General features: G+C 65.5%; 16 protein-coding genes and 1 tRNA gene. 5 read left to right on the forward strand and 12 right to left on the reverse strand.

Features of this window, described 5'->3' with window-relative positions; all coding sequences use genetic code 11:
* Nucleotides 1-88: 88 nt before the first annotated feature.
* Complete coding sequence (hdrA, locus tag IEV64_RS10515; protein WP_007273577.1) at nt 89-574, reverse strand: dihydrofolate reductase HdrA; 486 nt, start codon at nt 572-574, stop codon at nt 89-91.
* A gap of 89 nt (nt 575-663) precedes the next feature.
* Nucleotides 664-1,044 carry a DUF7522 family protein gene (locus IEV64_RS10520; RefSeq protein WP_007273576.1) on the reverse strand — a complete coding sequence of 127 codons (381 nt, stop codon included), beginning with the start codon at nt 1,042-1,044 and terminating at the stop codon, nt 664-666.
* A gap of 105 nt (nt 1,045-1,149) precedes the next feature.
* On the opposite strand from IEV64_RS10520, the gene IEV64_RS10525 reads away from it, so the two are divergent.
* Entirely contained in the window at nt 1,150-1,407 is a 258-nt protein-coding gene (locus IEV64_RS10525) for a hypothetical protein (RefSeq protein WP_188423831.1), read from the forward strand.
* Nucleotides 1,408-1,515: 108 nt separating this feature from the next.
* Here the strand turns inward: IEV64_RS10525 and IEV64_RS10530 are convergent.
* The 5 genes from IEV64_RS10530 to IEV64_RS10550 form a co-directional block, all read right to left on the reverse strand.
* A tRNA-Trp gene (locus IEV64_RS10530) sits at nt 1,516-1,692 on the reverse strand.
* Nucleotides 1,693-1,748: 56 nt separating this feature from the next.
* Nucleotides 1,749-1,976: a DUF5795 family protein gene (locus IEV64_RS10535; protein ID WP_013035372.1), complete on the reverse strand. Its 228-nt coding sequence runs from the start codon at nt 1,974-1,976 to the stop codon at nt 1,749-1,751.
* 101 nt (nt 1,977-2,077) lie between these two features.
* Nucleotides 2,078-2,464 carry a secondary thiamine-phosphate synthase enzyme YjbQ gene (locus IEV64_RS10540; protein ID WP_188423832.1) on the reverse strand — a complete coding sequence of 129 codons (387 nt, stop codon included), beginning with the start codon at nt 2,462-2,464 and terminating at the stop codon, nt 2,078-2,080.
* A 42-nt stretch (nt 2,465-2,506) separates the two neighbouring features.
* Nucleotides 2,507-3,394, reverse strand: a complete 888-nt coding sequence (locus IEV64_RS10545) for a DUF5794 domain-containing protein (RefSeq protein ID WP_007273570.1) — start codon at nt 3,392-3,394, stop codon at nt 2,507-2,509.
* Nucleotides 3,395-3,478: 84 nt separating this feature from the next.
* Nucleotides 3,479-3,676 carry a DUF8099 family protein gene (locus IEV64_RS10550; RefSeq protein WP_083874832.1) on the reverse strand — a complete coding sequence of 66 codons (198 nt, stop codon included), beginning with the start codon at nt 3,674-3,676 and terminating at the stop codon, nt 3,479-3,481.
* 418 nt (nt 3,677-4,094) lie between these two features.
* On the opposite strand from IEV64_RS10550, the gene guaB reads away from it, so the two are divergent.
* From guaB to IEV64_RS10570, 4 genes are all read left to right on the forward strand, one after another.
* Nucleotides 4,095-5,591, forward strand: coding sequence for an IMP dehydrogenase (gene guaB, locus IEV64_RS10555; RefSeq protein ID WP_188423833.1), 1,497 nt, complete (start codon nt 4,095-4,097; stop codon nt 5,589-5,591).
* Nucleotides 5,592-5,765: 174 nt separating this feature from the next.
* A complete protein-coding gene (locus IEV64_RS10560) occupies nt 5,766-6,854 on the forward strand; it encodes a TrmB family transcriptional regulator (RefSeq protein WP_188423834.1) in 1,089 nt (362 codons plus the stop codon).
* 153 nt (nt 6,855-7,007) lie between these two features.
* Nucleotides 7,008-7,598: a HalX domain-containing protein gene (locus IEV64_RS10565; RefSeq protein WP_188423835.1), complete on the forward strand. Its 591-nt coding sequence runs from the start codon at nt 7,008-7,010 to the stop codon at nt 7,596-7,598.
* Between the two features lie 218 nt (nt 7,599-7,816).
* Nucleotides 7,817-7,957, forward strand: coding sequence for a DUF7503 family protein (locus IEV64_RS10570; protein WP_007273566.1), 141 nt, complete (start codon nt 7,817-7,819; stop codon nt 7,955-7,957).
* Here the strand turns inward: IEV64_RS10570 and IEV64_RS10575 are convergent, their stop codons facing one another.
* The 5 genes from IEV64_RS10575 to IEV64_RS10595 form a co-directional block, all read right to left on the reverse strand.
* Nucleotides 7,958-10,075: a hypothetical protein gene (locus IEV64_RS10575; RefSeq protein ID WP_007273565.1), complete on the reverse strand. Its 2,118-nt coding sequence runs from the start codon at nt 10,073-10,075 to the stop codon at nt 7,958-7,960.
* Nucleotides 10,076-10,125: 50 nt separating this feature from the next.
* On the reverse strand, nt 10,126-10,842 hold the full coding sequence (locus IEV64_RS10580; protein ID WP_188423836.1) for a DUF7504 family protein: 717 nt from the start codon (nt 10,840-10,842) through the stop codon (nt 10,126-10,128).
* Nucleotides 10,843-10,995: 153 nt separating this feature from the next.
* Nucleotides 10,996-11,421, reverse strand: coding sequence for a universal stress protein (locus IEV64_RS10585; protein WP_188423837.1), 426 nt, complete (start codon nt 11,419-11,421; stop codon nt 10,996-10,998).
* A 97-nt stretch (nt 11,422-11,518) separates the two neighbouring features.
* A complete protein-coding gene (locus IEV64_RS10590; protein WP_188423838.1) occupies nt 11,519-12,670 on the reverse strand; it encodes a pyridoxal phosphate-dependent aminotransferase in 1,152 nt (383 codons plus the stop codon).
* Nucleotides 12,667-13,152, reverse strand: coding sequence for an Lrp/AsnC family transcriptional regulator (locus tag IEV64_RS10595; RefSeq protein ID WP_007273561.1), 486 nt, complete (start codon nt 13,150-13,152; stop codon nt 12,667-12,669). The genes IEV64_RS10590 and IEV64_RS10595 overlap by 4 nt, the downstream gene beginning before the upstream one ends.
* Nucleotides 13,153-13,214: the final 62 nt, after the last annotated feature.

Below are 13,214 nucleotides of genomic sequence, written 5' to 3' on the forward strand. Positions count from 1 at the left end.
TACGGCATTCCGGCGTATCAAGCTACGTGACCCAACGACCCTCGCCGCGAGGTACGCGGATGCCGGCCGTGCGGGCGTGGCCTCGACCTCAGTCGCGGTCGGCCCGGACCCACTCTTGGAGCGTGAAACCCTCGTAGTCCGTCTCCGAGTCGAGTTCCCACTCGTCGTCGTCCCACTCGGGGTAGAACGCGTCGCCCTCGTACTCGCCGGGGACGCGACTCAGCACCATCCGGTCGAGGTGGGGCTGAAACAGGGCGTAGATGGCCGCGCCGCCGATGACGTAGGCCGTCTCCGCGCCCAGCGACGCCGCGATGTCCACCGCGTCCTCGACGCTCGCCGCGCGGCGGGCGGTGTCGACCGAAAACGACCGCTCGCTTCGGCTCATGACGATTTGGGCGCTCCCCGGCAGGTCGTCGAGCATCGACTCGAACGTCGCCCGACCGAGGACGACCGGGTCGTCGGCGATGCGGGCGCGGTACTGCTCCTTGTCGGCGGGGATACTCGGCCACGGGAGTTCGCCGTCGCGGCCGATGACGCGGTTCTCGGCGAGCGCGGCGACAGAGACGAGTTCCATCACTCTCCCCTCGGCCGCCTGAGAGAAAATCGTTGTGCCCCGGCGACGTCGCCGCGGCCGGCGGGCCCGCGACGCGAACGCCCCGGTGCTCAGTTGTTCCGGTCGACGATGCGCCGGCAGTCCTCGATGAACCGCAGGAGGTCGGTCCCCGCGTCGGTTCCGATGCTGATGATGATTCGCTCCGCCTCGGAGAAGGGAAACTGCAGGACGAACGCGTTCTCGTAGTAGTAGACGACGGCGCGGCGCTCGCCGGCCGGATGCGAGTCGGCACCGGGAGTTGTGAACGGCGTCTCGACGCTGAGGTCGGAGACGGCCTCCCCCAGCGTCCGTTCGGTGTACCGCTCCGAGAGGTCGTCGCGGATGTATTCCAGTTCGTAGTCGTCGCCGGCGGCGATGACGACCGTCCGAAGCCCGTCGCCGATGCGCCTGCTCAGATACTCGGCGAGTCGATGCGCTGTGTCCCGTACCATACCGCGCCGTCACCCCGAGCGACTATAATCGATTGGTATTTTTGTGGTAATATCTTCCGGGACGGGCACCAATACTTTTCAAACAGAGCACACTAACTCGACGCGATGGAGAAACAGCCGCGTGACCTCCGGCGTGACGGTGCGTTGGTTCTCGTCGGACTCGCGGGACTGGTCGCGCTCAGCGTGTTGGTTCCGGCGGACTCAATTGCGGGGGTTCCCGAGTTCCTCCGGGGCGCGCTCCTCGGCGGGTTCGTTTCGGTGATGGCGGCGGGCGTTTTTCGCGTGCCCGACGAGCAGGCGGTTCGGCTGGTGGTCGTCGTGGCCGCGGGCGTCGCGCTGGGTACCCTCGCGCTTCTCCTGTGAGTACGGGTTCGTGAGTCTCGTGGGACAACCGTCTCCCGAGTGGGAGAGAACCCACGCGAGAGCGTCGCTACTCCGTGTTAAAACCCTGCGAAAGGATTAAGGTTAGAGTGGGGCCGGAGGGATTTGAACCCCCGATCGACTGATATCTCCGGTGGGCACCTCGGAACTCCAGAGGGTCGTCAACACGACCGATGATCAGTCGGTCGCTCAGTATATCAGCTGGAGTGTCGTCCCGGGCGCCAAGCCTCTGGAGTCAGTCGCCATGCCGGGCTTGGCCACAGCCCCGATTCGTTCTGTCTGCACTCTCTCGTATGGCGATTTTTCTTAAAGGGGTTTCGATTCTACTCGTCGCGGTCGTCGTCGGCCCAGTCGCACTCCTGACACTTGTAGGCTGTCACGAACTCCGTCACGCTCGGCATGTAGCCCACCTGGATGACGTTCTCGCCGCACTCCGGGCAGTCGAAGTCGGCGTCCTGAATCGGCTCGGCGTCCATCGGGCGCTCGCCCTCGACGAGTTCGGCGAGCGTCTCGGGCGTGACCATCCGTCCTTGTACGACGCGGTTGCTCATATCCGTGCACTCGTCCCGAAGTAAGTAAGCCCTCCGCCAGCGGTCGGCGTCGGTTGGGAGTCGACAACCCCGTCGTCCACGAGACCGCACCCCGAGAGGATTCAGGGCGTCGCTACCGTCACGGTCCGGGTGCGCGGGCCGTCGCACTCCACGAGGAGGACCGACTGCCACCGGCCGAGGTCGAGGTTGCCGTCGGCGACGGGTATCGAGACGCCGTTGCCGACGAGGAGCGCCCGGAGGTGCGCATCGGCGTTGCCGTCGAGTTCGTCGTGGGCCCAGCCGTCGTCGGGGACCGCCTCGGCGAGCATCGACTCGATGTCGCCGAGAAGCCGCGACTCGGCCTCGTTGACGCAGACGCCGGTCGTCGTGTGTCTCGAGAAGACCGTACAGGCGCCGTCGTCCCCCAGCGGAAGCGCCGCCTCGACTTCGTCGGTCACATCGACGACCTGAAGCCGGCGCTCGGTTCGGATATCGAAAGTCCGTCGCATGCGACGGGCTTGGTCTGCCGGGAGAAAAAGTCGCCCGGCGGGTTACAGCCAGGGCGCGCGGGACTCCTCTTCGCCGGGGTAGCCGTACCCCGGAGCGGAGCCGTCGTTATCGTCGTCGTCGTCGTCGACCAGCGCGTCGTAGTCCTCGGACGTCTCGACGTCGTCGCCGCCGTCGGCGACCGCCCCGTTGGCGTTGGCGTCGGGCGTGGCCGACTCGGTGGCGGGGGCGTCGTCGACGAACTCGTCGAGGTCAGCGCCGTCGGAGCCGGGGTCGAACGCGAACAGCGCGGTGACGCCGAGGACGCCGAGGGCGACGGGCGCCTGCGTCGGCATCAGGCCGAGCACTTCGAGCGCCAGCATGCCGAGGGCGACCGAGCTTCCGAAGCGGAAGAGGTCGATGTCGACGTTGCCGCGGAGCCGCGGGGCGAACAGCGCGACGGCACCGGCGAAGCCGACGCCCGTGCCGGCCGCCGCGCCGGCGCTGAGCAGACGCATCGGGTCGGGGGTGACGATGAGTTCGAACCCGGCGGGGTTGAAGCTCGCGACGAGGCCGAGGCCGATGATGACGCTCGGCGACGGGAGGTACTCGCCGACCTTCGAGGAGGCCGTCTTCGCCGCCACGGCGAGGATGACGAGGCCGGCGAAGCGGTGGAACACCTCGAAGTTCAGGAGCGTCTCGATGGTCTCGGCGACGGCGGCTTCGGCGACGGCGACCGGGATGAGCAGCGCGCCGAGCAGGAGGATGGACGTGAGCTGTTCGCGGCGCGTGCCGTCCATCTCGGCGAGGATGACCGCGACCGTCGCGGAGCCGCCGAAGATGAGGAGCCCGGTCTGGAGGATGCCCGCAATCGAGGGGTCGCCCGCTGAAGTCGTCAACGCCCCCGCGATGATGAGTGCGGGGAAGATACCGTCGATGAGGGGCAGTCCCATGACGGTGGCGAGCAGTCGGGTGGCACCCCCGACCTGTTGCTCGAGGCGAAGGGCGACTGGGTGGCGTGAGACACTCATTCGATGTTACTGGCCGTCACCATGGCCTAAGCGGCGATAGGATCGCAATTCGGACAACGGGGTACGGGCGCTCCGCACGCGAAGCCCGTTTCGTCCGATATTGAACTCCCGTTTAAATGTCTGCCACATCGCTGTAAAGAGAATGCCGGAGTCGGAGGTCGTTTGACCGGCAATGCGCGATGCGGCGGGACGCGTGGAGTCCATACGAGATTACAATAGGACAGGAGTATTAAACGTTGTGTGGGATACGACCGCACGGGACACAGGAATTTCTGCCTTGTTTATAAACGAAGGCAATGATTCGTCGGCTGTACTCTGAAATCTCGGAAAACTCGTGGCACACGTTCGTGAATATGGTGATTATTCACGAAGGTCTTGCGGTTCGGTACACCGTGACGAGGGGACGAGTGTCTCGACAGTCGTGTCGAGGGAATCCCCCGATGCGGCGACGACCACGTCGTCCGATTGCGACCCCGCCCGCCGAGAGAGGGGCGGTCGTGTAGGTGTGCGCGAGGCGACCGCGTAAGCACACACGTGTACATATCGCTGATGTGGTTTGCGATACATCGACACGCCCGTGCTGTCTCGCAACCCTTTTGTCGTCGCCGCAACCACGCTTGATATGGCGAACGACGTTCCTGACCGAGAACCCTTCACCGAGAAGCTACGGGTACCCGAATCCCTCACATTCGACGACGTACTGCTCCGCCCGATGGAGAGTCGCGTCGAACCCGACGACGCCGACGTGTCGACGCGCGTCTCGAAGAACGTCGAACTCAACATTCCCATCCTTTCTGCGGCGATGGACACCGTCACCGAAAGCGGGATGGCTATCGGGATGGCCCGCGAGGGCGGTCTCGGCGTGCTCCACCGCAACATGAACGCCGAGCAGATGGTCCGCGAAATCGAGCGCGTCAAGCGCGCCGACGAACTCGTCATCCGCCGCGAAGACGTGGTCACGGCCAACCCCGGCCAGACGATAAGCGAGGTCGACGAGATGATGGAGCGCGCCGGCGTCTCCGGCGCGCCCGTCGTCGACGACGACGACGTGGTCCTCGGCATCATCTCCGGCACGGACATCCGCCCGTACCTCGAAGTCGGCGAGTCCGACGAGGTCGTCGAGGCCATGACGGACGAGGTCATCACGGCCGAGCGCGACGTGACCGCCCGCGACGCGCTCGAACTCATGTACGACCACAAGATAGAGCGCGTCCCCATCATCGACGACGAGAGCCACCTCGTCGGCCTCGTCACGATGCAGGGTATTCTCCAGCGCCGCGAGTACGAGAACGCCGCCCGCGACGACGACGGCCGCCTCGTCTGCGGCGTCGCCGTCGGCCCGTTCGACGACGAGCGCGCGCAGATGGCCGACGACGCCGGCGTCGACGTCATCTTCATCGACTGCGCCCACGCGCACAACCTCAACGTCATCGACACCGCCCGCGAAATCAAGGAGTCCGTGGAAGCGGACGTGGTCGTCGGGAACGTCGGCACGCGCGAGGCCGCGGCCGAACTCGTCGACTTCGCGGACGGCATCAAGGTTGGCATCGGCCCCGGTTCCATCTGTACGACCCGCGTCGTCTCCGGCTCCGGCATGCCCCAGATTTCGGCCGTCGCGGAAGTCGCCGACGTCGCCGCCGACTACGACATCCCCGTCATCGCCGACGGCGGCATCCGCTACTCCGGCGACGCCATCAAGGCGGTCGCCGCCGGTGCCGACGCCGTCATGCTCGGCTCCTACTTCGCCGGCACCGACGAGGCACCCGGCCGCGTCATCACGATGAACGGCAAGAAGTACAAGCAGTACCGCGGCATGGGCTCCGTCGGCGCGATGCAGTCCGGCGGTGCCGACCGCTACCTCAAAGAGGACAACGAAGACGAGGAGTACGTCCCCGAGGGCGTCGAGGCCGCGACGCCGTACAAGGGTTCGCTCGCGTCCGAACTCCACCAGCTCGTCGGCGGCATGCAGTCCGGGATGGGCTACGTCGGCGCGGAGACTATCTCCGAGGTCAAAGAGCGCGCTCGCTTCGTCCGCGTCTCGTCTGCCGGCCAGACCGAAGGCCACCCCCACGACGTGATGATTACCGACGAAGCGCCGAACTACAGCCCGAGCGAGTAACGCGTTCTCGCGACTCCGTCGTTTCTCTCGTCTCTCGGTTCTTCCGTTTCCGATTTCCCCGTCTCTCTCGTGTCCGCTCCGCTCGAGTTCGTCGCCCCCGGCGTGACTCCCGAACGGCCGCGAGACGAGGACATGCGATAATTAATAGGGATGTACATCGTCCATCCACAAGCGATGGATACCGCGGAGCTACGCACCGCACTTCGGAACGCCGGGTTGTCACAGTATCAGGCAGAGGCGTACGTCGCGCTCCTCCAACTCGGAGCGGCGAGTGCGACCGAACTCGCCGACGCCTGCGCCGTACCGACCGCCCGCATCTACGATGTTCTCCGCGACCTCGAATCGAAGGGCTACATCGAGACCTACGAGCAGGACAGTCTCCACGCGCGGGCGTGCGACCCGAAATCGGTGATGGAGGACCTCAAGAGCCGCGCCGTCCAACTGGACGAGGCGGCGGAGGAAATCGAGGCTCGCTGGCAACAGCCCGCGGTCGACCGGCACATGCTGAGCATCGTCAAGCGCTTCGAGACGGTGTTCAACCGGGCCGAAGAGATGATTCGGGAGGCCGACGGCGAGGTCCAACTGTCCGTCACCCCCGAGCAGTTCGACGAGCTCAAGCCGGCGCTCTCGGAGGCGTACGAGAACGGCGCGCTGGTGAAGGTCGTGCTCCACCCCGAGCGGACCGACGACCTCGAAGCGCTCGCACAGCGGGAGTACCGCGGGGTCGCCACGGAAGTCAGACACCGGACACTGCCGACGCCGTTCGTCGCCATCGTCGACCGGACGGGCGCGTGTTTCGCGCCGCACGACAACTCGGTGAACCAGTACGGCGTCCTCGTCGACGACTACACGCTGGCGTACGTCTTCCACTGGTACTTCCAGACGGCGCTGTGGGAGGTCTGGGACGTCGTCTACGACGCCCAGACCGGCGAACCGCCGATCGTGTACTCTGATATCAGACACTTCGTTCAGGACGCGGAACCGCTCGTTCGCGACGGGAACCGAATCGTCGCGCACATCAAGGGCTACGAGACCGACGGTCGAGACCCCATCGAGTTCACCGGTGAGGTGACCGACGTGTACTACACGGCCGTTTCTACGCCGACGGACACGCTGTCGTTTTCCGAACTCGCGGGACAGGTCTGTCTGACCGTCGAGGCCGACGGCGAGACCTACACCGTCGGCGGGTGGGGTGCGGTGTTGGAAGACGTCGAGGCGAACCGCATCACTATCGAGTCGATTTCGGGGACGCCTGACGGGTAGTATCTGTTCGGTTCGCCGGAATGTATAACAACTCCGGGGGGTAATTAGTGCCCACAAGCGCGGTTTCGGACGGCGTTAGACAAGAGGTATTTTGATATACCACTGCACGACATTGAGTTTCGTGAGCGTCCCCGGAACACCACTACAATACCAATGAGCGCAGAACAGCCACTGGTGCTCATCGTTGAAGATGAGCCTGACCTCGCCGACCTGTACGCAACCTGGCTTAGGAACGACTACAGCGTTCGTGTCGCCTACGGCGGCCGCGAGGCGCTCGATAAGCTCGACGACGAGGTTGACGTTGTTCTCCTCGACCGTCGGATGCCCGACCTCTCGGGCGACGAGGCGCTCTCGGAGATTCGGGACCGTGGCTTCGAGTGCCGCGTCGCGATGGTGACCGCGGTCGAACCCGACTTCGACATCATCGCGATGGGCTTCGACGACTACCTCGTCAAGCCCGTCTCGCGCGAAGCGCTGACCGAGACGGTCTCGAACCTCATCCTGCGAAACGCTTACGACGTGGGTATCCAGGACCTGTTTTCCCTCGCATCGAAGAAGGCGCTGTTGGAGTCCGAAAAGGACGAGGCGGCGCTCGAAGAAAACGAGGAGTACCAGCGGCTCACCGCCCGCCTGACCGAGCTCCGGCACGAGCTCGACGAGACGCTCGGCCAGCTCGACGAGACCGAAGGCATCTCCGCGGTGTACCGGGACATCGGCGGCGAAGCCGATGTCGACAGCTCCTGAACGAACCCGCCCGTTTCGGACGCCGACCGTTTTCTCTGTTCTCCGTGTTCGTCGGTTAACGGGTAGTTCTCGTCTCTGCCGGGTCGTTCTCGTCTCTGACGGGTACCGTTCGTCTGACTGACGATTACTTGCGGGTCTCGGTCACTTAATTCATTTAATTTCATATCAGATATACACGAAAAATTATATTTTGGACTCGCTCCTTGGGGTAAGTGCACATGTCGGAAGACAGCAACCAGATGCTCGCGTACCTGCGTCAGAACCCCCGGATGATGGGCGTCCTGTTCACGCTCGCGCTCCTGCTCTCACAGGCGGGAAGCGTGGCGGCCGGAAACACCAGCGTCATCTACGGGCCGTAATCACGAAAGGAACTCGCGGTCCCAGTAGACGGCATCGTCGTAGATAACCGGAATTTGTTCTAGCGCGAGGAAGTCCCGAAGTTCGTCCTCAGTCAGGTCCGTATTCGAGACGCCGGAAGAAGAGAGATAGTACGGCATACTATCGGTGAGGGCGGGCCTAATCAGCGACCCGATTCCTGCCCTCGATGTGTTGAATGCGTGATACGACACTTCGAACTGGTCGCCCGGTTTGTCAGATACTTCGCAGTAGACTGCGACTCCGCTCTCAGACTGTACCACGGAGAGACTACCGTCCCCGACGACGCCGTACTGGTGTGCCACGTCGCTGTCGACCTTGACCACCTCCAGCGACGCCTGTAGCGGGAACCCCCCGTTGAGGAGTCGAGCCAGCGTGCGCCCCACGCCGACCGCCTGACTGTTGATGACCTCGCTGAACGTGACGATGCCGCCGATTGCGCCGGCCTCGACGAGCGCCAACCCCTGGTCGTACGACTGACACGCGTTGAGGAAAAACGCCCCCGTTCCGACGGTGTCGAGCGTCTCCGCGTCGACCTTGCCGTCGCGACACTGGAAGCCGTCGTCGTCGATGTGGCCGATGTAGTGGAGGAAGTCGGTCGACTCCGCGAGCGTTGCCCGAAGCTCCGCCCTGCTGAGGTCGTAGTGGGCGTCGACGTCGAACGAGAGCCCGTCGCGCGAGCCGTACACCTCGTCGACGATGTCCGTCTCGGCGAGCATCTCGGGGTCGTTACAGACGACCGTGATGCCGATGTCGCCCTGCGCCGGCTCCCGTTGGAGGCGATTCCGGTAGGCGGCGGGCGTGGTCTTGCTCGCGCCGACGGGCGTCCCGTCGCTAATCCACGCCTGCTCGACCGAGTCGGTCGAACTGGGTTTGACGTACGTCTCGCTCGGCGTCGTCGTCCCTGCGCTCCTGACGATGTCGTCGGCGTCGGCGTCGCCCCGGAGGAAGTCGTCGACGACCGCCGCCTGCACCTCCGAGTGGGGGACTTCGGTCCCCGACGGCGTCCGGACGACCGCGAGGTCGTTCGTGACGAAGGGGAGAAGCTCGATGTTGTCGGCCCGCGGCGCGACGTGCGTCGTCAGCTTCCACTCCGGGAGCAGGTCGGCGATGTCCTCGTACGGTATCTCGAAGTACGCCGAGAGCCGTTCGCCGAGCGACGCGTCGTACAACCCCTCGACGTCGATGTCCGTCCGCGACTCGACGGTCTGGCGCTCGTGGAGCGGCACGTCGTAGATTCCCTCCGTTCGAACGACGCAGTCGAGGAAGAACGTCCGTTTGAGCGCGCGTTCGACCGCCTCCTCGAAGCCGTGAGGGCCGTCGAAGTCGTGGGCGAACCCGCCTTCGGTGACGAGTCGGGGCGAGTCGCCGGGGACGAGCCGCGCGCCGAGGTAGTACGCCAGCGGCGTCGCCACGAAGACGTGGCTCAGCGTCGGCGGGAGTTCGATTCGGACGCCGGTCTCGGGGACATCGAGAGCATCGGGGACGTCGAGTTCGTCGCCCAGTTCGAGAAGCGGCGGATGTCCCCGGAGCGTCGGGTACGACCGCTCGACGCTCGTGGTCTTGAGCGCGGAGCTGAACGCCGAGACGGCCGCCATCACGTCGAGGGGGTCGTCGGTCGTCGTAATCGTCGTCGCGGGACTCTCGTGAGACGACCGCGCGCCGACGGACACCGTCTGGGGCTCCTCGAAGGAGAGCACGGTTTCGAGCGGTTGCGCGTCGACGGTCAGCGGCCCGTCGGCCCGGAGATACGTCTTGACCGCGCCGAAGAGTTCGATGCTGTAGGTTCCCGACCCGAGTTCCTCGCGCCCCTGTTGGTCGACCTGTGCGAGCATCGACCCCGCCTCGTCGCGGACGCAGACGACCGTGTTCGCCGCCAGCCCGATGCGGCCGGTCTCGATGCGAACCGCGGCGTCCGTCGGAAGCGAGAACCGACTGCTATCTGTCGGTTCCGGGTCGACGGGTGACGGCGTTCGGAGCACGAACTGGTGGCGTTCGACGTTGTCCCGAACGACTAACCCCGCCCCGTCTGAAGGGAGCGAAAAGCCGACTTCCAGCGTCGAAGACGCGTCGGCCCGCTCGCCCTCCCCGGTCGGTTCCATTGTGTCTACGTGACACGATTAAGGTGAAAAACGTACTGGTCGTGAGAAGTTCACGACTCCAACGGGAACCAGCCGGACGAGACGTCCTTCTGCCGGAGATGCCAGCGTTGACGGGCCTCGGAACCCTCGACGTCGAGTTCGACGACGGCGTCGAAAAGCGGCTCGAACAGTCGGTTGACCTCGCCTTCGCGCTCACCGGGTGACCAGACGTGGACCATCCCGTTTCGCGAGCGGATGTGGGTGGTCATGACGTGGAGGAACCGAAACACGCGGTCTCGGTCGTACCGCGAGAGGAGCGACGGGAGACAGTCGAACGCGACGCGGAGTTCGGCCGGAGAGAGCCCGCCGGCGAGCGTGTCGAACTCGGTCACGTCGTTGGCGAGTGCCGCGCCGAGTTTGCCGAGACCGCCGCTGACTCGGCGCTCGCACGCGTCGACCGCACTCGGCACGGCGGACGACGGTGACGGCGATGCCGCCGCGCTCCGTTCGAGCGACCCGTACCGAACCACGCGCGTCCACTCCGTGGTGCGTTGGATGTCGACGTCGAGCCGGTCGTCGAGCGGCGTCGAGTCGTTGAGAACCAAGAGACGACGCCGCGGCTCGTCGGGAGCGCCGAGCATCTGCTTAGACGCCCGCGAGTAGAGCTCGGTCGGAACCGACCCGACGACGAGGAGCGCGCTCCCCCGTCGTTTGAGGTCGTCCAACCCGAGTTGGAACGTCGACGTGTCATCTGTTACGGCGGTGTCCGCGTCACCTCCCGAAACCATTCGTTTTGCACGACGAAACGATATTTAATAAGACTTTGCGTGTTGGTCTCCCGAAATGTACCGCCGTATATGACAATCGATGACACACTTCGCCAGCCGGCGGTGTCAACGGTCAGTTCGCCCGGTCGAGCCGACGTATCCGCTTCGGACCGCCTACTCGGCGGCGCGGACCGTCAACACGGGAACCGGCGCGGTGCGGACGACGCGCTCGGTGACGCTCCCGAGGAGCACGCGCTCGACGCCCGTTCGGCCGTGAGTCGCCATCGCGATGACCCCCACGCCGTGTTCGGTCGCGTAGTCGAGGATGACGTCGTGCGGCGCGCCTCGACGCACGGCCCCAACCGTCTCGATACCGCGGCTCTCGCCACGACCGACGAGTTCGTCGACGACGCGGTTGCCCTCTCGCTCCAGCGTTTCGAGGACCGTCCCGCCGACGATGCCCGCGTTGTCCCGCGTCGTGTTCACGACGAACAACACGTGAACCGTCGCGTCGCACCGCTCCGCGAGGTCGAACACGTGCGGCAACGCCTGTTCTGCCGCCGGACTCCCGTCGACGGGGAGCAGGATTTCGTCGTACATCGCTGAACGTACGCGCCCGAACTGTGTGAATGCTTCGCATACTCGTGGTGCGGCGCTCGTTCGAAAAAAAGCGGGTTGCGGGTGTCGCCCGGTCGGCTCAGTCGCTGACGTACGCTTCGATGCGGTCCATCGCCTCGCGGAGTTCGCGCATCCCCGTCGCGTAGGAGACGCGGAGGTGGCCCGCGCCGCCCTCGCCGAAGACGCTTCCGGGGACGAGCGCGACGTTCTGTTCTTCGAGGAGCCCCTCGGCGAACGCCTCGTCGTCGCCGTCGGGGGCCTCGGGGAAGACGTAGAACGCGCCTTTCGCCTCGAAGCAGTCGAGTCCCATCTCCTCGAAGCGGGCGAGGACGAACCGGCGGCGGCGGTCGTACTCGCGGCGCATCTCCTCGACGGAGTCGTCGCAGGACCGCAGGGCTTCGAGCGCCGCGTACTGCGCCGTCGTGGGCGCCGACAGCATCGCGTACTGGTGGACCTTGTTCATCGCGTCGATAGCCCCCGGCGGCCCCATGGCGTAGCCGAGGCGCAGGCCGGTCATCGCGTAGGCCTTCGAGAAGCCGTTGAACACGATGGTCCGCTCGCGCATCCCGGGATGGGTGGCGATGGAGGCGTGGTCGTCCTCGTACCGGAGGTCCGAGTAGATTTCGTCGGAGAGCACGACGAGGTCGTGGTCCCTGACGAACGAGGCCACGTCGGCGAGTTCGTCGTCGGTCATCACCGCGCCGGTCGGGTTGTTCGGGTAGCAGAGCACCAGCACGTCGGCCTCGTCGGCCCCGGCGGCTTCGAGCGCCTCGGGCGTGAGCGTGAACTCGTCTTCGGCGCGGGTGGGGACCGGAAGCGGCTCGCCCCCGGCGAAGATGGCTCCCGGCGTGTACGAGATGTACGACGGCTGGGGTATCGCCACCACGTCGCCGGGGTCGACGAACGCCCGGAACGCGAGGTCGACGGCCTCGCTCGCGCCCGTCGTGACGATAATCTCGTCTTCGGGGTCGTACTCCTGGCCGTAGCGGGTGACGCGCTCCGAGATGGCCTCGCGGAGTTCGCGCATCCCGCGGTTCGACGTGTAGGAGGTCTTGCCGCGTTCGAGCGAGTCGATGGCGGCGGTCCGGGCGGCCCACGGCGCGGAGAAGTCGGGCTCGCCGACGCCGAGGGAGATGACGTCGTCGACCTCCTCGGCGAGTTCGAAGAACTTCCGAATGCCCGACGGCGGCACCTGTTTGACGCGGTCCGAAAGCTGGTCGCCGAGCGTCATGGCGACACTGACAGCCGGTCGTCGTCGTCGCCGTCGCCGAGTTCGATGCCCTCCTCCTTGTAGGAGTCCATCACGAAGTGCGTGACCGTCTTCGTGACCTCGGGGATGGGGGCGATGCGCTCGGAGACGAAGTTCGAGACGGCGTGCATCGACTCGCCTTCGACCTCGATGAAGAAGTCGTAGTCGCCGGAGACGAGTCTGAGCGTGGCGACCTCGGGGAACCGCGCGATGCGGCGGGCGATCTCCTCGTAGCCCGTCTCGCGGTCGAGTTCGACGTCGACTTCGACCTGCGCGCGGACGCGTTCCTCCTCGACGTTGTTCCAGTCGACGACCGCCTGGTAGCCGCGGATGACCCCGTCGTCTTCGAGTTCCTCGAGCGCTGCTGCCACTGCTTCGGCGTCTGCGCCCAGTTGGCGGGCGATGTCATCTACGCTCTCGCGAGCGTCGTGACGCAGCAAGTCGAGCAGTGACTGCTTGTCCATGGACAGTCCGTTGCAGGCATCCGTAAAATGGTTTGCCCAACCGGGCGGAATTGTCGTGTTAG

It is taken from the genome of Haloferax sulfurifontis (assembly GCF_014635105.1).
Lineage (GTDB): Archaea > Halobacteriota > Halobacteria > Halobacteriales > Haloferacaceae > Haloferax > Haloferax denitrificans.